Below are 19,331 nucleotides of genomic sequence, written 5' to 3'. Positions count from 1 at the left end.
GGACGGACGTCAGGGTTTCTTGTCGTGATTGGCCAGCAATTCCGAGCGACCAATGATCGCTTTCGCGTTGCCGGCCTGATCGGCGTCTGAAAAACCGGCGGCCTCGATGACTGGCGTGAGCGCTTTGAATGCGACCTGCGGCTTGGCGCTGCGGAGTGATCCCATGCCTTCGTTCCATGCATGCAGCATCTGCTTCGCGGTCCAATGCCAGCGCGTCTCGTTCCTTGCTGCTTCGACGATATCTTTTCCCGTCGATACGGCCGAGTCGCACAGTGCTTCGACCATCTCGCGGTATTGCTTCGGCGGGATGCCGAGACGCGTGTTGAAAAAACGCTCCAGCGTCTTCCCGGGGGCCCACGTTTTTCGACCGTCGATGCTCAGCCCCGGCGGATTGTTCGCAAAGCGCGGATAAGCCTCCGTGGTGACTATGTCATAGGCAGGTGTGTAGATGACGTCGTCGATGTTCGAGTAGAGGAGTGCGATGTTCTTCGCGTGGCAGTCCGCGTTGCGCACGACGTAGTTGGTGATGAGTTGCCAGCCGAGTTGTTCGGCCTCCCGCCGCCAATTGGCAGGACCGATGTAGGGCTTTGTCGCGTTGAGAACCTGTTCGGTCGACGGACGGTACTTCTCGTGCGGCGGCAAGCCAAGCAGGCCGGCGCCGCCGATGACGGCCAGGAGCGAAAGGTCGGTTCCGTCGAGATAAGGGCCGAACTCCTCGCGAATCACTTGAAAAAGAAATCCTTCGGGCAGATTCTGCCGGAAGAAGGGATGCAGGTCGCGCGGCCAAATCCAGGCATCTTCGCGAACGGGCATGGTCAAACTGGCAAAGTCGGCATCGAGTGCGTCTGCGGTGTAGCGCAATGCATAGTCGTCCGCCTGGCGATAGAGATGCGCAACGAGTTTGCCTTTGACGTACACATGAAGCCGCATGGTCACGCGTCTCCCATCGTGCGCTGTTCGGCCAGCACGTCATCGAGGGTGCGCCCATGCCCGCGCTTCACCACGCGCAAGTCATAGCCAGCAGCCTCCAGCAGCCGAACGAGCGCAGATACGCTCATGTCGCCTCGCGCGAGTGTCTCCATCCGTGCGAGCGTCGTGCGTGCGACACCGGCGTGCGCGGCCAGCTCTTTCTGAGAAAGTCCTGCTGAATGGCGGACCGCTCTCAGCATCTCTCCAACATCGGCCAAGGTTGTCATTTGTAGCCCCAGGGCGTCAAAAGTCCTCACATTGACTGATATTGTAGCCCTTGTGCTACAAATTCGCATGTAAAATTGGTGTCCGCAGGGCTACAAAATTGAACCGACAGGATGATTTTGTATCCCTGTGGCTACTGTGGCCGTTCTGCGGCGACAGCCATTGGCGGTGGTCCTGTTCCCGGACCGCGCGTACGGTCAGGCCCCGTTCATGTCGCGGGCCTTTTCAGGACGGGGCGCGGTCAGAACTGGTCCCGGGTTTTTCCGGCCGCCCACGCGATGCGCAGCGCCTGCACGACGCGGCCGCGAAGGCCACGATCCTGCCGTTCATCGACGGCTTGCGGGACGGGTTTCGCACGACGGTCGGCGAGCGCGGACTGAAACTGCCGGTGGCGAGCGTCAGCGTATCGCGCGCCCGCGCGATGTACGGTTCGACAGACAAGGTCGTGCTGCTCGGCCACGCGCGCGTGCTGGCCTGATGCCGATGCCTTCGCGGCTTACCCGCGCATCGGCGGATTCAACCGCGCGAACGCCGCCTGCCGGCGATACGGAAAATACGGATACGGCGCTTCCACCGCGCTTGCCGCATCGAGCTTCGCAACCTGCGCATCGGTCAGCGCCCAGCCGACCGCGCCGAGGTTCTGCCGCAACTGTTCCTCGTTGCGCGCGCCGACGATCACCGACGACACGGTCGGCCGCTGCAGCAGCCAGTTCAGCGCGATCTGCGGCACCGTCTTGCCGGTTTCTTCCGCGATCGCGTCGAGCGCATCGACCACGTCGTACAGGCGTTCGTCGTCGACCGGCGGCCCGTAGCTGGCCGTTTCATGCAGGCGGCTGCCTTCGGGCAGCGGTGCATTGCGCCGGATCTTGCCGGTGAGCCGGCCCCAGCCGAGCGGGCTCCATACCAGCGCGCCGAGGCCCTGGTCGGCGCCGAGCGGCATCAGGTCCCATTCGTAGTCGCGGCCGACGAGCGAGTAGTACACCTGGTTCGCCACGTAGCGCGTCCAGCCGTGCCGGTCGGCCGCCGCGAGCGATTTCATGATCTGCCAGCCGGCGAAGTTCGATACGCCGATATAGCGCAGCTTGCCCGCGCGCACGAGATCGTCCAGTGTCGACATCACTTCCTCGACCGGCGTGCCGGCGTCGAACGCGTGCAGTTGCAGCAGGTCGATGTAGTCGGTGTCGAGGCGGCGCAGCGCGTCGTCGACGGCGCGCACGAGCCGTGCGCGCGACGTGCCCGCGTCGTTCGGGCCGTCGCCGGTCGGCAGGCCCGTCTTGGTCGAGATCAGCACCTGGTCGCGGCGCCCCTTGAGCGCGGCGCCGAGCACGCGCTCGGACGCGCCGTCGGAATACACGTCGGCGGTGTCGAACAGGTTGACGCCGGCTTCGACGCAGATGTCGATCAGGCGGCGTGCTTCGTCGACCCCGGTATTGCCCCAGGCACTAAACAGCGGGCCGGCGCCGCCGAACGTGCCGGCGCCGAAGCTCAGGACAGGGACCTTGAGGCCGGAGCGGCCGAGCGTACGATATTCCATGAGCGTTTCTCTCGTCGTGTGAGCGCGGCGCGGCCGCGCGTCGATCGTCAGGCGACCAATGTACCGTTTGCGGCTTTCCCGGATAATCCAGAAGGCGACGAAAATATCCTTCGGAAGGAGCGAACAATGCTGCTCGACAACCTCGCGCTGTTCCTGCGCATCGTGGAGAAGGGCGGGCTGGCCGCGGCGGGCCGCGAAGTCGGCCTGTCGCCGGCCACGGTGTCCGAGCGGCTGACGGCGCTCGAGCGCCACTACGGCGCGGCGCTGCTCACGCGCACGACGCGCGCGATCAGCCTGACCGACGAGGGGCGCACGCTGGCGGAGGGTGCGCGACGCCTGCTGGCCGAGGCCGATGAACTCGAAAGCCGTGTGCGGCTGGGCGTGCAGACGCTGTCGGGGCCCGTGCGGCTGAGTGCGCCGGCCGATCTCGGGCGCGAGCGCGTCGTGCCGGTCCTCGACGCGTTCCTGGCCGAGCATCCGGGCGTGACGGTCGACCTGCATCTCGGCGACGGGTATGTCGACCTCGTCGGGCAGGGGCTCGATTTCGCGATCCGTCGCGGCACGCTGGCGGACAGTTCGTTGCGCAGCCGTTCGCTCGGCCGTGCGCGGCGTGTGGTGTGCGCGGCGCCCGCGTATCTCGCCGCACGTGGCACGCCGATGCACCCGGACGAACTTGCCGCGCACGACTGCATCGTGATGCGCTTCGGCCAGGAGCTGTATGCCGAATGGCCGTTCAGTATCGACGGCGCATTGAAGCGCGTGGTGGTGCGCGGCCGGCGCGTCGCCAACGACGGGGCGCTCGTGCGCGCGTGGTGCGTCGCGGGGCACGGCGTCGCGCTGAAATCGCTGGTCGACGTCGAACGGGATCTGGCGTCGGGCGCGCTCGTCGAGGTGCTCGGCGCGTTCTCGCCCGGCGACGTGGATCTGCAGATCGTCTATCCGGGGAGTGCGGCGCAGCCGCGGCGTGTGCGCGCGTTGATCGACAGGCTGGCGGAGGCGCTCGCGTAACAGCACGTTGCCCGCGCGGCCGGCGAGACGTTGCGACGGCGATCTCGCCGCGATCGCATCGAATGCGCGACGGTGCGTGCGGGCGCGCGGCATCGCAGGCTGAAACCGCTGTTCAAGCCCATTGCCCACATTTCGTCATTTAGCTAATATTCAAAACGTCAAACGAAGCCGAACCCCATGGACGACGTGATCCGCATCAGCGCCTTGGCCAACGAAAGCCGTCTCGCCGTGCTGCGCTGGCTCAAGCAGCCGCGCAAGCATTTCCCGCCGCAGCCGCACGGCGACTTCGACGAACTCGGCGTGTGCTGCACGTACATCACCGAGAAGCTCGGCATCGCGCCGGCCACGACGACGCGGCACATGCGCATCCTCGCGGACGCCGGGCTCGTGCAGGCGACCCGCGTCGGCAAGTTCACGTACTACAAGCGGATCGACGGCGCGCTGCAGCAGCTCGGCCGCGATCTCTCGCAACTCTGACCCTGACCGAGGCAACCGACATGGACGAACTCGCCCTGCTGGCCGACGCCGATCGGCGCGCGCACGCGTATCTGGCTGCAACGAACGAACGGCGCGCGTTTCCCGATGCGGCCGCGCTGGCCGGCCTCGCGGCGTTCGACGAAGCGCTGCCCGATACGGGACGCCCGGCCGACGACGTGCTGCGCCTGCTCGACGAGCACGGCACGCCCGCAACGGTCGCATCGAACGGCCCGAACTATTTCGGCTTCGTGATCGGCGCGACGCTGCCGGCCGCGGCGGCGGCCGAGCGGCTGATGCTCGCGTGGGACCAATGCGCGTCGTCGTACGCGAATTCGCCGGTGGCCGCAACGCTCGAGCGCCAGGCCGCGCGCTGGGTCGTCGAGGCGCTCGGATTGCCCGAAGGCAGCGCGGTCGGTTTCGGCACGAGCGCGACGGCCTGCACGCTCGTCGCGCTGGTGGCCGCGCGGCGCGCGCTGCTCGCGCGCAAGGGCTGGGAGATCGACGAGGACGGCCTGATCGGCGCGCCCGAGGTGAAAGTCGTGATCTCCGCGCTCGCGCACATCACGGTGAAGAAGGCGCTGCGCGTGCTCGGCTTCGGAATGAAGCGCATCGTCGTCGCGCCGGTCGATGCGCACGGCCGGATCGACCCGGCGCAGTTGCCGCCGCTCGACGACATGACGATCTTCTGCGTGCAGGCCGGCGAAGTGAACACCGGCGAATTCGATCCGTTCGCGGCATTGATTCCGCCCGCGAAGGCGGCCGGCGCGTGGGTGCACGTGGACGGTGCGTTCGGCCTGTGGGCGCGGGCGTCGTCGAAGCGCGCGCTGACGGACGGCGTCGACGGCGCGGACAGCTGGACGACCGACGGTCACAAATGGCTCAACACGCCGTACGACGGCGCGATGGTGATCTGCCGCGACGCGGCCGCGCTCGCCACCGCGATGAACAGCGACGCCGTATATCTGAGCGGCGCGCAGGATGCGCAGAAGAACCTGAACCTCGAATTCTCGCGACGCGCGCGCGGCATTCCCGTGTGGGCCGCGCTGCGTTCGCTCGGCCGTGCCGGCGTCGCGACGATGGTCGAGCGGCATTGCGCGCAGGCGGCGCGGGTCGCGGACGGCCTGCGGGCGGCCGGCTACGACGTGCTGAACCGCGTCGTGCTGAACCAGGTGCTCGTGCGCGCCGGCACCGACGAGGAAACGGCGGCGATCCTCGAAGCCGCGCAGGCGTCGGGCGACGTGTGGTTCGGCGCGACCGTGTGGCAGGGGCGGCCGGCGTTCCGGATCAGCGTGTCGTCGTGGCGCACCGAGGATGCGCACATCGATCGCCTCGTCGCATTGCTGACGAAGCTGCGCGGCGTGCACGTGGGGTGAGCGTCACGCGTCGTTTGCCGCCTGAATGGTTGCGCGTGCAACGTTCTGGCATTCGATGCAATGCAGCGCAGCCGGTGGGGTTCGCGGCACGTCTGCAAGCGTGAAAATATCGGACAATAGCCATTCCGCGCGGGCCGCGCCGGCACCGCGTCCAACCGAAGCATTCACGCTTGCGAGCTCCCCATGTCGACTCCCTGTCCCCGGGAATTGCTGAAGGCCGCCGATATCGCGAAGATGGAACCCACGCGCGCGGTGCATTCGCTCAATCCCAATGCCGTGCGTCTCAAGCGGCAACTCAGCGACCTGACCGGCCTGACGCAATTCGGCGTTCACCTGCTCACGCTGATGCCCGGTCACGAATCGGCCGAATATCACCGTCACCTGTACGAAGAAGAATTCGTGTACGTGCTGTCCGGCGCGGGCTCGGTGACGATCGGCGAGCGCACGAATGAAATCGGGCCCGGCGATTTCATCGGCTTTCCGCGCGGCGGCGAAGCGCATACGGTGCAGAACACCGGCGAGGCGCCGCTCGAATTGCTCGTCGGCGGGCAGCGGCTCGAACACGACGTGTGCGAATACCCGCGAATCGGCAAGCGGCTTTATATCGCGGGCGAGCTCGAGGAGTATGTCGAGCTGCCGAAACGGCCATGACGGTCGATTGCACGTCATTACCGGAGCAGGCCGTTCGGCCAATGAGGATGAATTCGCTTCCCCGCGGCCCCGTCGCGCTTATGATGCGGGAACGCCACTGACAGGGTCCCACGCCATGGACGCGCCGCTGCCGCCGATCTCTGCCCCGATTGCCGAAACCGACACCGAAACCGCTCCAGAAGCCGAAGCCGCCGGCGAGCCGCGCGCGTCGCGCGTGCACCGGCCGGTCGCGCTCGTCACCGGCTCGACGTCGGGGATCGGGGCGGCCGTCGCGCGTCGGCTGGCGGCCGACGGCTACGCGGTGATCCTGCATTCGCGCAGCTCGGCCGACGCCGGCCGCGCGATGGCGCGCGAACTCGGCGGCGCGTACGTGCAAGCCGATCTCGCCGACGATGCCGAACGCGTGCGGCTGATCCGCGACGCGCTCGCGGTGCACGGCCGGCTCGACGTGCTCGTGAACAATGCGGGCGTCAGCCGCGTGATTCCGCATGACGACCTCTCAGCGGCCACGCCCGACGTGTGGCGCGAGATGCATGAAATCAACGTGATCGCGCCGTTCCGGCTGGTCGCCGAAGCGGAAGCCGCGCTGCGCGAGTCGGCGTCGCGCGGGCGGGCCGGGTGCGTCGTGAACGTCAGCTCGCATGCGGGCATGCGGCCGAAGGGCGCGTCGATTCCGTATGCGGCCGCGAAGGCCGCACTCAATCACACGACGCGGCTGCTCGCGCGCACGCTGGCTCCCGCGATTCGCGTCAATGCGGTCGCACCGGGGCTCGTCGATACGCCGCTGACCGCCGACTGGACGGAAGCGCAGCAGCTCTGGCGCGAACGTGCGCCGATGCGCCGCGCGGCGACGCCGGACGATATCGCGCAGACGGTCGCGATGCTCGTCGCGTCCGATTACGTGACGGGCGAGATCGTGATGCTCGACGGCGGCTTGAATCTGACGTGATGCACTGAGGCGGTGGACACGTATGGCGCGCGTGGCAGCCGGGTCATTCGAAGGCGCTTGCGATCAGCCGAGGTTCGACCGCAGCCGCGCGAGCGCCTGATCGTGCGTGCGCTCGAACTTGAGCGGCGTGACCGAGATATACCCTTCGCCGAGCGCAACCGTTTCAGAATCCGCATCGTCGTCGCGCGGTGCGCGCGCGAGCTTCAGCCAGTGATAGTCGATCTCGCGCGGATCGCGTCCCGACACGATCTCTACACCCTGCAGCGTGCCGGCGCCCTGGTTCGTCACCTTCAGGCCACGCACGTCGTCGGCTGGCCGCGGCGGGAAATTCACGTTGAGGCACGCGTCGCTGTCCCAGCCGGCGGCGACGAGCCGGCGGATGACGTCCGGCGCATGCGCGAGCGCGGTGCCCCACGGCACCGCGTTGCGGTCGGTGAAGGCCTGGCTCAGCGCGATGGCCGGTACGCCGACCAGCATGCTCGTCATCGCCGCGCCGACCGTGCCGGAAAACACCGTTTCGGTGCCGAGGTTCGCGCCGCGATTCACGCCGGACAGTACGACGTCGGGCCGCGCGCCCTTCATCAGGTGGCTGACCGCGATCGCGACGCAATCGCCGGGCGTGCCGCGCACCGCGAAGCGCCGCTCGCCCTTGCGATGCACGCGCAGCGGTTCATGCAGGCTCAGCGAATGCGATGTGCCGCTCTGGTCCTCGGCTGGAGCCACGATCCACACTTCGCGCGCGAGTTGCGTGGCGACCTGTTCGAGTATGTCGAGGCCGGGAGCGTCGAATCCGTCGTCGTTGGTGAGCAGGACACGGTCGAACAGCGGGCGGGTTGCTTGCATCGGGGCGATCCTCGTGAAGGGCAATGGCAGGGGAGGTGCGGTGTGGCGCAAGCCACAAGGCTAGCATTCCGGCGCGAGGATCGTCGTGTCGTGGAAGGTGCGTGCCGGTGCGGCAGTCCGGACCCGCTCAGCCGAGCAGGTAGCGCAGCAGGCCGGCCGACGCGACGCCGACGATGACCGTCGGCAGGATCGACAGGCGTGTCGCCGCGACGAGCGTGATCGCGAGCGCGAGCAGGTCGGCCGGGCGCGTCGACACGAACGCCGGCGCGATCACCGAGATCAGCACGCAGCCGGGCACGTTTTCCATCACCGACGCCATTCGCGGGCTCAGCGTGCGGTTGCGCAGCAGCACGTAGCCGAGAATGCGCGACAGGTAGGTGGTCGACGCCATCAGCACGATCGTCGCGACGGTGCCGAAATCCGGAAGCTCAGGCATCGCGAGGCTCCCACAGCAGCGCGGCGATCAGCCCCGCGCAGGCGCCGGCCGCGACATACCACGCACCGGGCAGCGCGAGATGGGTGGCCGCCGCGACGACGAGGCTCACGAACCACGGGCGGCTCGCACGCACGCCTTTCCACATCCCGCGCAGCAGCACCAGAAACACGGCCGTGAACGCCATGTCGAAGCCGTACTGTTCGACGTCGCCGATCGTCGGGCCGACCGCCGCGCCGAGCGTCGTCATCGAGATCCACGTCAGGTAGAGTCCCACGCAGATGCCCGCGTAATAGGGCACGCTGATATGCGTGGCCGAGCGCTCGCGCGCGTCGGCGAGCGACATCGCCCAGCTCTCGTCGCACATGAAGAACAGCGCGACGAACGCGCGGCGGCGCGGCAGGCGGCGGATAGTCGGCTCGAACGCGGCGCCCATCAGGATGTGGCGCGAGTTCACGAGGAACGACATCGCGACGATCAGCGCGATGTGCGGCGGCGACGTCCACAGATGGATCGCCGCGAATTCGGAGCCGCCGCCGAAGTTCAGGCCCGTCATCATCGGCACCTCGAACAGGCTCAGCCCTTTCTGCGCGGCCTGCGCGCCCAGCACGAGCGCGAACGGCACGAAACCCAGCATGACGGGCAGCGCCGCGCGCAAACCGCGACCCATCTCGGCGACATAGGCGGGCCTGTCGCGAAGCCCGGACGACGTTGAAACGCTACTGCTCATTACTCCTCCTTCGGGGGAGGAATTGTCTGCTTTTTTGACTCGAATCGGGTTGCGTTGTCGCCAGATTTTTCTCAGAATTTGGCATTGAACGTGTGATATGAGAATTTTTTGGAATCGGATGCCAAATGAAACTTGACGCTATCGACCGCCGAATCCTGAGCGCGCTGCAGCGCGACGGCCGCATGCAGAACGTGGAGCTCGCGCAGGAGGTCGGGCTGTCGCCGTCGCCGTGTCTGCGGCGCGTGCGGTTGCTCGAGGAAGCCGGCGTGATCGAGAAATACGTGGCCGTGCTGAACCCGGCGAAGGTCGGCAAGGGGCTGACGATCTTCACGCGCGTATGGCTGAAGGGGCAGGACGCGGAATCGGTGAACCGTTTCGCCGAGGCCGTCCAGCAGATGCCGGAAGTCGTCGAATGCCACCTGATGGCCGGCGACTGCGATTTCCTGCTGCGCGTCGTCGCGGCCGACATCGACGATTACCGGCGCTTCCAGATGGAATACCTGACGCGTATTCCCGGCGTGCTGAGCGTGAAGACCGACATTCCGATGCAGAAGGTCAAGCTCACGTCGGCGCTACCAACCTGAAGCGGGGCGGGGCGTGCGGCGATGCGTCGACGAGCGGTCATGGCACGGTGACAATCGCCCGATAAACTGACGGGGTGAGTCGCATCGCACGGATTGCCGGTGCGGTCGCACGCCGGTCGATGTGCAAGCAACTAACGGTCAATGCCGACGCGATCGGCCGAACGGCGCTGCATAGCGCGCCAGGTCGTGCGTCGCCGCGAATGCGTTTCTTCCTGTCGAGCCCTACATGCAGCCATTCAATACGCCGTGGAATTCGCTGGAAATCGTCAAGCTCGTGCTCGGCGTGCTGACGCCGTTGTCGGTCGCCTGTCTCGGCTGGCTCGTCGCGCGCCGGCTGAAGCGGCTCGAACTCGTGCAGTGGACCAATCAGCGGCTGATCGAAAAGCGGCTCGCGCTGTACGACACGGTCGCGCCGCAGCTCAATGCGCTGCTGTGCTTCTACACGTGGATCGGCTACTGGAAGGACATCTCGCCGGACGACGTGATCCGCGCGAAGCGCGACCTCGACCGCACGTTCCACATCTACCGCTACCTGTTCGACGACGACGTGTACGACGCGTATCACACGTTCATTCATGCGCTGTTCGAGATGCATACGGGGCCGGGCCGCGACGCGCGGATTCGCTCGCTGATCCAGGCGCCCGACGGCGACCGCAGCGTGCACGGCTCGTATGCCTGGAAGCCGGTGTGGTCCGAGCGTTTCGCGACCGCGAGCGTCGTGCCGAAGGACGACGTGCTGCGGCACTACACGCGATTGATGGAGCGGCTGCGCGTCGCGCTGGGGGCGACGCGCTGACGGCTTCCACGCTTCGGCGCCTTGCGCCTCGTGCCGGTATCGAAATCCGCCACCCGGCGGCGCGGATTCGCACCCTCGCGCATGAACCGGATGCGGTGCGCGGCAACGCCTGCCATGCTCGCTCCATGTTCACTTGCGCGAGGCTCGTATGGTCGTCGACACCGGCCGCCAGCCGTCTCTGGTCCGCTCGCCCGGCGCACGCCGCGGGCGCCGCTTTTCCTTCGGTTCGCCCGAATCGCATGCGATGCCGTTGCCGGTCGAACCGGAAATCGGCGACATCGTCTTCATCCGCGTCACCGTGCGGCCGTTTCTCGAAGTGGCGAGCGCGACGCGCTCATGGACGAATCACGTTGGAATCGTCGTCGGCGAGCGCGGCGGCGAGGCGCTGATCGCGGAGAGCACGTTTCCGCTATCGCGCGTCACGACGATGTCGCGGTTTGTCGCGCGTTCCGACTGCGGCGCATGCGTGGTCGCGCGGCTGACGCAGCCGCTCGATGCCGCGCAGCGACGGCGGCTCGTCGACGCGGCGAGGCGCAGGATCGGCGTGGTGTACGACACGGGTTTCAACCTCGCGTCGCGCCGGCAGTTCTGTTCGCGTTTCGTGCGCGAGATCGTGCGCGATGCCACGCGGATCGTGCTCGGCGACGTCGAGACCTTCGACATGCTGCTGCGCCGGAATCCCGGTCATCCGCTCGGCCTCTGGAGGATCTGGTACTTCGGCCGGATTCCGTGGCGTCGCCGCACGGTGACGCCGGCGAGCTTGTTCGAGAGCGACAAGTTGCGTGTCGTGGCGGATACGCGCGAGTGCAAGGCGGATGGGTGAACAAGGGGCCGGGTACTACGCATTCGCGACGGGGTTAGTTGCGCCCCGCCACCGCGAGCCGTGCCGCGAGACCCACGAATACCGACCCGAGCAGATACTGCGGCACCTTCGACGGCCGGCGGCGTGCGCCGATCCGCTGGCTCAGCCGGCTCGCGGACAGAATCACCGCGCCGTTCACGACGATGCCGATCAGGTTCAGCACCGTCGCGAGCACGAGAATCTGCACGGCGATCGAACCCTGTTCGGGCCGCACGAACTGCGGGAACAGCGCGAGCACGAACAACGCCATCTTCGGGTTCAGCAGGTTCGTCGTCAGCCCTTGGCGAAAGATCGTCGCGGTCGAGCGCTGACGTTGCGACGCGACGGGCGACAGCGCAGTCGCATCCGAACGGAATGTCTTCCACGCGAGATACAGCAGATACGCGGCGCCTGCGAAACGTACCGCGTCGTACGCGAGCGGCACCGCGACGAAGAGCTGCGACAGACCGAGCGCGGCCGCGAGCGCGTGACAGTAGGTGCCGGCCTGGATGCCCGCGAGCGTCGCGAAGCCGGCGCGCCGCCCCTGGCTCACGCTGCGGGACGCGATCAGCAACATGTCGGGGCCGGGTGTAACGGTCAGCGCGAGACACGCGCCGGAGAACAGCGCGAGCGTGGAAAAGTCGATCATGGCATTCCCTTTTGCTGGTGCGGCGTAAAAGGGAACCCAGTTTAGGAGGGCGTGCGAGGCCGGTCAATCGAGCGAACGGACGATGGCCGGACGGCACGGATCGCGTGGCGCGTGCATCGCGCATGCGCATGCGCGGCCCGCACCCCCCTCACTGTTTGCGACAGGCCACCTGATAGTCGATCACGGTATTCGCGGATGGCCGGTCCGGCTCGCCGCCCACCGTCGTCACGCCGAGCACGCCGGCCGCGTTCCGGTAGCGCAGCGCGCAATACCCCATCCCGGTGCCCGAACACGCTTCGGCTTCGACGATGCCGTGCTTCGCGAGCGTCGCTGCGCCGTCCATCGCGTCCGGTTTCTCGCGCGGACGCAGCGGCTGCCAGCCATGCGCGATCAGTATCTTGCGTGCCGCGTCGAGCGGCTTGCCATACACGTTCGGCACGACCGCGTGGCCGTTGCAGTGTGTGCTTTCGGCGGCGACGCGGGTCAGCCGCAGTTCGCCGTTGTGTTCGTGCAGCTCGCCGACGGGCGGCGCCGGGCCGTCGCCGCCCCAGATCAGCAGCGCGCCGCTTTCCAGCCGATCGGCCGAGCCGAGCTGCCAGCTGGCCTTGCGTGCGGTGTAGCCGAGCGCGACGAGCGTCGTGTCGTCGAATACGCCGATATTGCCGTTGCGCGCGAAGCAGATCGCGCTCGTGCCGGCGCTGAATCCGCTCGCGAACGTGACGACCGTGTAGCGTCCGAGCGGTGCCTCGGACGTCACGATCCAGTTGCGCTGCGCGACCTCGCGGCCGGCCGCCGTGGTCGTTTTCGCGCGATATTGCGTGCAGAACGGATCGAGCGAACCGTTTTCAGGCGAGCGCGGCAGCGTGCCGAATGGCACGAGCGACGCCCCGGCGATATCGGAGCCCGTGCGCAGCGGCTCGGCCGATGCCGTGCCACCGAACGTGGCACTGGCCAACACCGCGATCGAAACGATCGAAGCAAGATGGCGGATGAGCGGTGACGCAATGGAAAGCAACACCCAGACTGTCCCCGGGGAAAGTGGAACGGGCGCGACAATCGCGCTTTTTCGCCCGTATGTCACGGTCGCGCGCACCGCCCGGCGGCACGCCCACGTGCCGCCGCCGACTCTCAGCCGTTCGCGACGACGTCGATGCGCAGCGCGTCGCCGCCCGCGACGATCGCCAGGAGACGATCGACGTTCGGGTGAGCGCCCGGACGATTGCGTGCGTCGGCCGTATGCTCGGCGAACACCGCGAGGCCGTGTTCGGCCGACTTCGCGTCGAGCGTGCCGAACGCCTGCTTCAGATAGTGGTACACCGCGAGCGAGCCCTGCTTGCCCGGCTGGTTCTCGATGGTCGCGACCACGTCGCCGTTCGCGCCGACGAGATCGATGCGCGCGATGCCGTCGATGGCCGGCAGTTGCGCGAGGTTGTCCTTGAATACTTGAGTCGGTTGAATCACTGAAAACACTCCGTCGGTTCGGTCATCGGCCAAGGTGCGTGGCCGGCCGTATCTTATCCGATCGGCTTGGTCGCGCCGCCGCCGCGGCACGCGTCGTACAGCGCGCCCGGCATCGCGACGCCGAATACCGCGTCGATCATCCGCGTCACGTTCGCCAGCGATGCCGCCGTGCCGACGCGTGCGGCGTCATGACCGCCCGGTACCGGTCAGCACACCCGCCTCGCGCGCGCGCTCGATGTCGGGGCTGCGATACGCGTGCTCGGGAATGTCGGCGAGCCGCGACGGATGCATCTGGCGCGGCGCCAGCCCGTAGAACTTCTGGAAGCTCATGATCAGCGGCGACCACTTGTCCGGATCGATGCGGTCCGGATGACCGTCCATCAGCAGGTCGGGGTGCGCGTGCACGCGCTGGATGCGCATCTCGAACACGCGAATGCGGCCGCGCAGGTCGGGCATGTCGTCGCCGATCCCGTATGTGGCCGCGACGACCGCCTCCATATGAACCGGGCATTCGAGCGCGCGCGGCGGCGCGACCGTTTGCGACGCGGCCTCGGTGAACCCGGCCGTGCCGAACTTGTCGGGTTCGAATACGTAGCCTTTCGCGCGCTTGCCGTCGGGCACCGGATACGTGCCGGTCGTGCGCGCGATCCGGTCGACCGCGTTCGCCTGCGCCGACGACGGCAGGTTCAGCACGCATTCGCCGGTGCGTAGCAGGTTGCGGGTGGTCTGCGAACTGGCGGCGATGCCGATCACGCCGCGCCAGCCGAGCCAGAACGCGGACGAGATCGGCGCGAGATTGGCCGTGCCGTTTTCGTTCAGCGTGCTGACCAGCACGACGGGCGTGCCGAAGTAGAGGATGTTCGGTTCGGTGACGCAATGAGGCGCATTCATGGTCGAGTCCTTCGTTGACGGGATCGGTTCTCATGCTGATCCCGTCGCGGCGGCACGGCGCTCCGAATCTTGTCGTGTCATTCCGAACGGTGCGCAAAAAGGCGCCGGCGCCGCGCCGGACCGAGCCGGCAATGCGCGGGCTTTTCCGCTACAGTAAGAAATCGAAGGCCGCGCCCGCTTTGCATCACGCGGGCGCGCGCAGTCACGTTCCGCCAACGCACACGAGGGCCCGATGGACACCGAGCAACGCTACACCGCCAACGCGCCGACCCGCGCGGAAGTCGACGCACTGGGCGGCGCAACCGTCATCGAATTCGGCGCGAACTGGTGCGGGATCTGCGCAGGCGCGCAGCCCGCGATCACGGCGTCGTTCTCCGCGCATCCTGCCGTGCGGCACCTGAAGATCGAGGACGGCCCCGGCCGTCCGCTCGGTCGCTCGTTCGGGGTGAAGCTGTGGCCGACGCTGGTATTCCTGCGCGATGGGGTCGAAGTCGCGCGCGTCGTGCGCCCCGCCGACGCGAAGCAGATCGAATCCGACGGCTTCGCCGCGCTGGCCTGAGGTCACGACGATGCAACAGGCCATCACGCACGTCGGCGTCGATACGCGCGGCAGCGGCCTCGTCGAAGTCACGCAGCAGGTGCGTGCGTTCGTCGACCAGCAGGCGATCCGCACCGGCCTGCTCACCGTGTTCTGCCGCCATACGTCGGCGTCGTTGCTGATCCAGGAGAACGCGGATCCGTCGGTGCAGCGCGATATCGGACGCTATTTCGCGACGCTCGCGCCCGAGGACGACACGCGCTACGAGCACGACACCGAAGGCGCCGACGACATGCCCGCGCATCTGCGCACCGCGCTCACGCAGGTGCAGTTGTCGATTCCGGTCGAGCACGGGCGCATGGTGCTCGGCACGTGGCAGGGAATCTATCTGTTCGAGCATCGTCGCGCGGCGCACCGGCGCGACATCGTGCTGCATCTGATCGGCGAGTAGGCAAAGCCGGCGAGCGGGCTAGCGGACGGAAACGCAAGCGGACGGAAACGCAAGCGGACGGAAACGCGTAACGCCGCGCCCGCGCGCGGCTCAGGCGAGCAGCTTCTCGACGAGCGCGCCGAGTTCGCGCAGGTGAACCGGCTTCGGCAGGAACGCGTCGAACGCCCGCTTGTTCTCGCGCAGCGCCGCCGATTCATACGCGCTGACGCCGAGAATCGCCGGATGCCGGCCGTCGTCGTCGGGCTCCGCCACCGCGCGAATGCGCCGCGCCACGTCGAATCCGCTCAGGTCCGGCAGTTCGAGATCGAGCACGACGAGGTCGTAGCGGCCCGTACCGAAGCGTGCGACGCCTTCCTGCCCGGTGCAGCACAGATCGGCCTCGACGCCGAGCGCCGACAGCATCGCGCCAAGCGTCTCGCGCGCGTTGTCGTTGTCGTCGACCACCAGCGCGCGCCGGTCGCGGTGCGGCAGCACGGGCGGCAGCGCGGGCACGTCGCCGGTCGCGGTGCCGGCCGTATCGACGCCGGGCACTTCGACCGGCAGCGTCACGACGAACTCGCTGCCTTCGCCGACCGCGCTGCGCACGTCCACATGCCCGCGCAGCGTCGTCACGATTTCGCGCACGACCGCGAGCCCCATGCCGATCCCGTCCACGTGCAGCCCGACCGCGTCGTTCGCGCGATAGAACGGCTCGAAGATCTTCGACAGATGCTGCTTCGCGATGCCGGCGCCGGTATCGCGCACGGCGATCTTCACCTGCTGGCCGGCCGGCGCATCGGCGAGCGTGATCGCCACCGTGATCGAGCCGCCGGCCGTGTACTTGACCGAGTTCTCGATCAGGTTCGACAGCACCTGCCGCAGCAGCTTGCGATCGGAGCGGATCGCGAGGCCGGGCGGCTCGACGCGCTGCGTGACCGTGATCCGTTTCGTCGCGATCCTCTCGCGCAGCGGTTCGAGCGCCTCGGCAAGCAGCGGCGCGATGCCGACGGTATCCAGTTCGGCGACGCGTTTCGTCGAGCGCAGCTTGATGTAGTCGGTGAGGTCCTTGACGAGCGCTTCCAGCGACAGCGCGGAATTCTGCAGCCGCCGGATCGTCTTCAGGTTCGCGTCGGACTGCGGGCGTGCGAGCAGGATCTCGATCGATCCGCAAATCGCCTGCAGCGGCGTACGCAGTTCGTGGCTGACCATCCCGAGGAACGCGTTCTTGGCCTCGATCATCTCGAACGCGCGGTCGGACGCCTTGCGTTCCGCATCGAGCGCCGCGTTCTGCCGTTCGAGCAGGTCGTCGCGCGTGCGCATCGTATAGAACAGCAGCAGGAACAGTGCGCACAGGATCACACCGAGCACGATGCCGAGGATCAGGATCGCGCGCTGCTTGTCCTTCAATTGATGGAACGTGAAATCGCGCTGCGCCATTTCGATCGCGCGGAAGTAGTTCGCGAGGCCGTTGACCTTCGGCCAGTACGCATTGACTTCGTCGATCACCTGCCGCGCCTGCTTCGGCGAATCGCGCAGCAGCGGCACCTCGCGCTTCAGGCGCGTCATGAATTCGCCGAGCGCGTCGATCTCGTTGCGCGCGCGCGGGATGCGCAGCCAGTATTGGGACACTTCGGACGGCCGCTGCAGGAACCCGAACGACACCGACAGGCTGTCGAGCTGCATCTGCACGTGATCGAAATCGTCGTCCTCGCGCGTCGCGTAGAGAATCAGCTGCCGGTCGAAGCGCGTATAGACGTTGCGGTATTGCGCGGCGGTCCAGAACACGCCTTCACGCGGCCCCTCGAGCACGCCCTCGTTGACCGAGGTGGCAAGGAGATCCCACAGCAGGAACGCCCACGCGGCGAACCCCATGATCCACAGCGAGCCGAGGATCAGGATGATCTTTCTATTTTTCCATCGCCGCCGCGTCATGTCACTTCACGGTCAGACCGATGATCTGCCACGCGAACTTCGCTTCGCCGAGCGGCGTCTTCAGCTCGTCGGGATACTGGTCGCGCGGATACATGATCCACAGCGGGCCGTAGTTGTCGTTGCCGAGCACCTTGCCGTTCATCGTCCGCGCGAGGATCACGCCGTACCTGGCCGCATCGGACACGGGAATCGTGAACGTGTATTCGTCGATGCAGCGGAATTCGATCTGCGTGCCGTGCGCGCCGACCGTCTTCAGCACGTCGGACAGGCGCGGGCCCGTGAAGGCGGCCTTCGGCGTCCAGCTCGTCGACGTGACGATCGTATGTTGCGGCAGCGCCATCAGCGCCTGCTCGGAAAAGACGTAGGTCATCTTCCCCTGCTGGTTGCTCTTGCTGATCTTGCCGTCGACGGTGAACGTGAACGACGACGCGGCCCATGTCGCGGCGGCCATCCCGAGCAGGCAGGCCGTCAGCAGGCTTTTGGTCCAGATGGTTGAAACGCGCATGTCTTTTCCTCGGTCTGGTGATGCGTGTAGCGGGTTGTCGCGCCGGTCGCCGTTCCCGGCGCCCGGTTCTCAGTTCGTCGCCGTCGCCGCCGGCAGCGTGAGCTTCAGCTCGCGGGCGACTTCCGCGAACAGGATCGGCAGGCGCACCGGCTTTTCTTCGCAGCGCGCGTTGTAGTGCGACACGATGTGCGCGATCTCGTCCTCGCTCGCTTCGCCGGTCGAGATCTTGCCGGTCAGCAGGAAGATCGGCGCGCCGCTGTTCTCGCTCGAGCGGATGCCGCGCACGAGTTCGGCGGCCGTCTGGTCGCCGAGCATCCAGTCGAGGATGTAGCCGTCGAAATCCTCGACTTCCAGCGCCTTGCGGAAGCTCGCGCCGTCGAAGTACGGAATCGCGTTCACGCCTTTCTCGATGAAATATTCACAGACCGTTTCGGCGACGTCGTGCGAATCGTCGACCACGGCGATCCGCGCCGCATACACGTTCGGCTGCGCGGAGCGCAGCTCGATCACGTCGACCGGATACGTGCGGCCCTCGCGTGCGTGCTGGCGTTCGGTGACGATCCATTCGCCCTGCCACTGCAGCGCGACGAAGTCCGTTTCGATCTGGCTGGTGGCCTTCGTCGAGATTGCCGCGCGGCAGCGCAAGCGCTTCGATTCGATCACGAACGTCGCGTCGATCATCTCGGCCGCGGCCGGCTGCGTGCCCTTGTCGTCGAGCAGGATCGCGGGCGGCACGCCGAAGTGCGTCGCGATGTCCTGCAACTGCGACAGGTTCCACGGGATCAGGCCCTTCATCTTGCGCGTGACGACCGAGAAGCTCAGGCCGAGCACGTTCGCGATCGTCGTGTTGTGACTTCGCGGCGGAATGCCGTTCCGGTTCAGGAGATCGCGCACCTTGTTGGCGGTGATGAGATCGACGTTGGCCTGCTCGGTGGTGGACATCTCGATGGGGTCTCCAAGGGTTTTGGTGAGGAAGAGCATATCAAAGCTGACGCGTCACGCAAACTTTAAACACGCGAAGGGCCTTGACATGCCATTTTTCTCCATTATTATTGCTCACCACGTCACTATTGTTTGTCGCGTCATGTTTGGAGCGCGATGCCGGCACAGTCGGGGCAGCGAAAAGCGGCGGCAATGAAACAGTGACGGAACGATTCGAAGAGAGCCTGAGAGAGCCTAGGGATGCGTGTCGGCGTTGGCGGATGGAATTGTATCCGCTGCGCCGCGCGCAAACCGGGTACGAGCTCGCGGGGTGGAATAGCTCGAAGCATTGCGGCGCCGATAAAACTTGAGGAAAGTACCCATGTATCGCCGTTTACTCGCACCGGGGCTGCTGTTGCTGCTGGCTGCGTGCGCGCAGGATCCGTCGGTTACCGCCGGCACGGTACGGATCTGCGACGACACAGGTTGTTCCTATCGTCCTAAAGATCAGGTCTCCTATCAAAAAAGGGACGATGCGGAAGACCGGGACGATCCACGCATCGCCGCGCTCAAGCAAACCGCGAAGACCCA

Annotated in this window: 24 protein-coding genes and 1 pseudogene; 12 read left to right on the top strand and 13 right to left on the bottom strand. The window is 66.8% G+C overall.

The features are described 5' to 3' along the window. Positions 1–9: 9 nt before the first annotated feature. Both HWX76_RS29165 and HWX76_RS29160 read right to left on the bottom strand, forming a co-directional pair. Positions 10–930: a HipA domain-containing protein gene (locus HWX76_RS29165; protein ID WP_089489993.1), complete on the bottom strand. Its 921-nt coding sequence runs from the start codon at positions 928–930 to the stop codon at positions 10–12. A gap of 2 nt (positions 931–932) precedes the next feature. Next, complete coding sequence (locus HWX76_RS29160; protein WP_089489994.1) at positions 933–1,196, bottom strand: helix-turn-helix transcriptional regulator; 264 nt, start codon at positions 1,194–1,196, stop codon at positions 933–935. Positions 1,197–1,294: 98 nt separating this feature from the next. On the opposite strand from HWX76_RS29160, the gene HWX76_RS29155 reads away from it, so the two are divergent. Continuing rightward, entirely contained in the window at positions 1,295–1,672 is a 378-nt protein-coding gene (locus HWX76_RS29155) for a hypothetical protein (protein ID WP_176016719.1), read from the top strand. Positions 1,673–1,690: 18 nt separating this feature from the next. Here HWX76_RS29155 and HWX76_RS29150 read toward each other — a convergent pair whose 3' ends face one another. Next, positions 1,691–2,728 (bottom strand): aldo/keto reductase, encoded by a 1,038-nt coding sequence (locus tag HWX76_RS29150; protein WP_124654333.1) that lies wholly within the window; start codon positions 2,726–2,728, stop codon positions 1,691–1,693. Between the two features lie 126 nt (positions 2,729–2,854). Between HWX76_RS29150 and HWX76_RS29145 the strand changes: the two genes are divergently transcribed. The 5 genes from HWX76_RS29145 (at position 2,855) to HWX76_RS29125 (ending at position 7,186) form a co-directional block, all read left to right on the top strand. Beyond that, a complete protein-coding gene (locus tag HWX76_RS29145; RefSeq protein ID WP_124556766.1) occupies positions 2,855–3,736 on the top strand; it encodes a LysR family transcriptional regulator in 882 nt (293 codons plus the stop codon). Between the two features lie 177 nt (positions 3,737–3,913). Beyond that, the gene (locus HWX76_RS29140) at positions 3,914–4,213 is read left to right on the top strand and encodes a metalloregulator ArsR/SmtB family transcription factor (RefSeq protein ID WP_050017894.1); all 300 of its coding nucleotides are present in this window, start codon (positions 3,914–3,916) and stop codon (positions 4,211–4,213) included. Between the two features lie 20 nt (positions 4,214–4,233). Next, entirely contained in the window at positions 4,234–5,586 is a 1,353-nt protein-coding gene (locus tag HWX76_RS29135; RefSeq protein ID WP_050017893.1) for a pyridoxal-dependent decarboxylase, read from the top strand. A 183-nt stretch (positions 5,587–5,769) separates the two neighbouring features. After that, entirely contained in the window at positions 5,770–6,237 is a 468-nt protein-coding gene (locus HWX76_RS29130) for a cupin domain-containing protein (protein WP_124594904.1), read from the top strand. A gap of 115 nt (positions 6,238–6,352) precedes the next feature. Then, the gene (locus HWX76_RS29125; RefSeq protein WP_089489997.1) at positions 6,353–7,186 is read left to right on the top strand and encodes an SDR family oxidoreductase; all 834 of its coding nucleotides are present in this window, start codon (positions 6,353–6,355) and stop codon (positions 7,184–7,186) included. Between the two features lie 63 nt (positions 7,187–7,249). Here HWX76_RS29125 and surE read toward each other — a convergent pair whose 3' ends face one another. From surE to HWX76_RS29110, 3 genes are all read right to left on the bottom strand, one after another. Further along, complete coding sequence (gene surE, locus HWX76_RS29120; RefSeq protein ID WP_050017890.1) at positions 7,250–8,029, bottom strand: 5'/3'-nucleotidase SurE; 780 nt, start codon at positions 8,027–8,029, stop codon at positions 7,250–7,252. A 127-nt stretch (positions 8,030–8,156) separates the two neighbouring features. After that, on the bottom strand, positions 8,157–8,465 hold the full coding sequence (locus HWX76_RS29115; RefSeq protein ID WP_050017889.1) for an AzlD family protein: 309 nt from the start codon (positions 8,463–8,465) through the stop codon (positions 8,157–8,159). Beyond that, on the bottom strand, positions 8,458–9,192 hold the full coding sequence (locus HWX76_RS29110; protein WP_176016718.1) for an AzlC family ABC transporter permease: 735 nt from the start codon (positions 9,190–9,192) through the stop codon (positions 8,458–8,460). Before HWX76_RS29110 ends, HWX76_RS29115 begins: the two co-directional genes overlap by 8 nt. A gap of 125 nt (positions 9,193–9,317) precedes the next feature. On the opposite strand from HWX76_RS29110, the gene HWX76_RS29105 reads away from it, so the two are divergent. The 3 genes from HWX76_RS29105 (at position 9,318) to HWX76_RS29095 (ending at position 11,395) form a co-directional block, all read left to right on the top strand. After that, positions 9,318–9,776, top strand: coding sequence for an Lrp/AsnC family transcriptional regulator (locus tag HWX76_RS29105; protein ID WP_039322714.1), 459 nt, complete (start codon positions 9,318–9,320; stop codon positions 9,774–9,776). Between the two features lie 226 nt (positions 9,777–10,002). Next, positions 10,003–10,572 (top strand): hypothetical protein, encoded by a 570-nt coding sequence (locus HWX76_RS29100; protein ID WP_050017887.1) that lies wholly within the window; start codon positions 10,003–10,005, stop codon positions 10,570–10,572. 148 nt (positions 10,573–10,720) lie between these two features. Further along, positions 10,721–11,395: a YebB family permuted papain-like enzyme gene (locus tag HWX76_RS29095; protein ID WP_124556758.1), complete on the top strand. Its 675-nt coding sequence runs from the start codon at positions 10,721–10,723 to the stop codon at positions 11,393–11,395. Positions 11,396–11,429: 34 nt separating this feature from the next. Here HWX76_RS29095 and HWX76_RS29090 read toward each other — a convergent pair whose 3' ends face one another. The 4 genes from HWX76_RS29090 to HWX76_RS29075 all read right to left on the bottom strand — a co-directional run bounded on the left by HWX76_RS29090 (position 11,430) and on the right by HWX76_RS29075 (position 14,414). Then, a complete protein-coding gene (locus HWX76_RS29090) occupies positions 11,430–12,062 on the bottom strand; it encodes a LysE family translocator (RefSeq protein ID WP_124639182.1) in 633 nt (210 codons plus the stop codon). Between the two features lie 148 nt (positions 12,063–12,210). Beyond that, positions 12,211–13,080 (bottom strand): PASTA domain-containing protein, encoded by an 870-nt coding sequence (locus tag HWX76_RS29085; protein ID WP_050017884.1) that lies wholly within the window; start codon positions 13,078–13,080, stop codon positions 12,211–12,213. A gap of 110 nt (positions 13,081–13,190) precedes the next feature. Next, entirely contained in the window at positions 13,191–13,523 is a 333-nt protein-coding gene (locus tag HWX76_RS29080) for a DUF2322 family protein (RefSeq protein WP_050017883.1), read from the bottom strand. A 186-nt stretch (positions 13,524–13,709) separates the two neighbouring features. Beyond that, positions 13,710–14,414, bottom strand: coding sequence for a flavin reductase family protein (locus tag HWX76_RS29075; RefSeq protein ID WP_176016717.1), 705 nt, complete (start codon positions 14,412–14,414; stop codon positions 13,710–13,712). Between the two features lie 232 nt (positions 14,415–14,646). Between HWX76_RS29075 and HWX76_RS29070 the strand changes: the two genes are divergently transcribed. Continuing rightward, entirely contained in the window at positions 14,647–14,973 is a 327-nt protein-coding gene (locus tag HWX76_RS29070) for a thioredoxin family protein (RefSeq protein WP_050017881.1), read from the top strand. 10 nt (positions 14,974–14,983) lie between these two features. Further along, positions 14,984–15,403 (top strand): secondary thiamine-phosphate synthase enzyme YjbQ, encoded by a 420-nt coding sequence (locus HWX76_RS29065; protein WP_050017880.1) that lies wholly within the window; start codon positions 14,984–14,986, stop codon positions 15,401–15,403. Positions 15,404–15,493: 90 nt separating this feature from the next. Here the strand turns inward: HWX76_RS29065 and atsR are convergent, their stop codons facing one another. From atsR to HWX76_RS29050, 3 genes are all read right to left on the bottom strand, one after another. Next, positions 15,494–17,314: a hybrid sensor histidine kinase/response regulator AtsR gene (gene atsR, locus HWX76_RS29060; RefSeq protein WP_176016716.1), complete on the bottom strand. Its 1,821-nt coding sequence runs from the start codon at positions 17,312–17,314 to the stop codon at positions 15,494–15,496. Between the two features lies 1 nt (position 17,315). Beyond that, on the bottom strand, positions 17,316–17,819 hold the full coding sequence (locus tag HWX76_RS29055) for a molybdopterin-dependent oxidoreductase (protein ID WP_050017878.1): 504 nt from the start codon (positions 17,817–17,819) through the stop codon (positions 17,316–17,318). A gap of 69 nt (positions 17,820–17,888) precedes the next feature. Beyond that, positions 17,889–18,761 carry a helix-turn-helix domain-containing protein gene (locus HWX76_RS29050; RefSeq protein ID WP_050017877.1) on the bottom strand — a complete coding sequence of 291 codons (873 nt, stop codon included), beginning with the start codon at positions 18,759–18,761 and terminating at the stop codon, positions 17,889–17,891. Positions 18,762–19,122: 361 nt separating this feature from the next. Here HWX76_RS29050 and HWX76_RS29045 point away from each other — a divergent pair. Beyond that, a pseudogene (locus HWX76_RS29045) lies at positions 19,123–19,331 on the top strand (sel1 repeat family protein); the annotation flags it as partial.

It is taken from the genome of Burkholderia sp. BCC0398 (assembly GCF_902833245.1).
In the GTDB taxonomy this organism is placed as follows: domain Bacteria; phylum Pseudomonadota; class Gammaproteobacteria; order Burkholderiales; family Burkholderiaceae; genus Burkholderia; species Burkholderia sola.
This window is presented reverse-complemented; position numbering and strand designations above follow the sequence as displayed.

Bases quoted from the DNA above. Each gene is read 5' to 3' on its own strand.
- HWX76_RS29105 (WP_039322714.1), top strand. From the start codon at position 9,318: ATGAAACTTGACGCTATCGACCGCCGAATCCTGAGCGCGCTGCAGCGC.
- HWX76_RS29095 (WP_124556758.1), top strand. From the start codon at position 10,721: ATGGTCGTCGACACCGGCCGCCAGCCGTCTCTGGTCCGCTCGCCCGGC.
- HWX76_RS29065 (WP_050017880.1), top strand. From the start codon at position 14,984: ATGCAACAGGCCATCACGCACGTCGGCGTCGATACGCGCGGCAGCGGC.
- HWX76_RS29125 (WP_089489997.1), top strand. From the start codon at position 6,353: ATGGACGCGCCGCTGCCGCCGATCTCTGCCCCGATTGCCGAAACCGAC.
- HWX76_RS29140 (WP_050017894.1), top strand. From the start codon at position 3,914: ATGGACGACGTGATCCGCATCAGCGCCTTGGCCAACGAAAGCCGTCTC.
- HWX76_RS29075 (WP_176016717.1), bottom strand. From the start codon at position 14,414: ATGAATGCGCCTCATTGCGTCACCGAACCGAACATCCTCTACTTCGGC.
- HWX76_RS29110 (WP_176016718.1), bottom strand. From the start codon at position 9,192: ATGAGCAGTAGCGTTTCAACGTCGTCCGGGCTTCGCGACAGGCCCGCC.
- HWX76_RS29055 (WP_050017878.1), bottom strand. From the start codon at position 17,819: ATGCGCGTTTCAACCATCTGGACCAAAAGCCTGCTGACGGCCTGCCTG.
- HWX76_RS29115 (WP_050017889.1), bottom strand. From the start codon at position 8,465: ATGCCTGAGCTTCCGGATTTCGGCACCGTCGCGACGATCGTGCTGATG.
- HWX76_RS29070 (WP_050017881.1), top strand. From the start codon at position 14,647: ATGGACACCGAGCAACGCTACACCGCCAACGCGCCGACCCGCGCGGAA.
- HWX76_RS29145 (WP_124556766.1), top strand. From the start codon at position 2,855: ATGCTGCTCGACAACCTCGCGCTGTTCCTGCGCATCGTGGAGAAGGGC.
- HWX76_RS29150 (WP_124654333.1), bottom strand. From the start codon at position 2,728: ATGGAATATCGTACGCTCGGCCGCTCCGGCCTCAAGGTCCCTGTCCTG.
- surE (WP_050017890.1), bottom strand. From the start codon at position 8,029: ATGCAAGCAACCCGCCCGCTGTTCGACCGTGTCCTGCTCACCAACGAC.
- HWX76_RS29135 (WP_050017893.1), top strand. From the start codon at position 4,234: ATGGACGAACTCGCCCTGCTGGCCGACGCCGATCGGCGCGCGCACGCG.
- HWX76_RS29090 (WP_124639182.1), bottom strand. From the start codon at position 12,062: ATGATCGACTTTTCCACGCTCGCGCTGTTCTCCGGCGCGTGTCTCGCG.
- HWX76_RS29160 (WP_089489994.1), bottom strand. From the start codon at position 1,196: ATGACAACCTTGGCCGATGTTGGAGAGATGCTGAGAGCGGTCCGCCAT.
- HWX76_RS29100 (WP_050017887.1), top strand. From the start codon at position 10,003: ATGCAGCCATTCAATACGCCGTGGAATTCGCTGGAAATCGTCAAGCTC.
- HWX76_RS29050 (WP_050017877.1), bottom strand. From the start codon at position 18,761: ATGTCCACCACCGAGCAGGCCAACGTCGATCTCATCACCGCCAACAAG.
- atsR (WP_176016716.1), bottom strand. From the start codon at position 17,314: ATGACGCGGCGGCGATGGAAAAATAGAAAGATCATCCTGATCCTCGGC.
- HWX76_RS29165 (WP_089489993.1), bottom strand. From the start codon at position 930: ATGCGGCTTCATGTGTACGTCAAAGGCAAACTCGTTGCGCATCTCTAT.
- HWX76_RS29130 (WP_124594904.1), top strand. From the start codon at position 5,770: ATGTCGACTCCCTGTCCCCGGGAATTGCTGAAGGCCGCCGATATCGCG.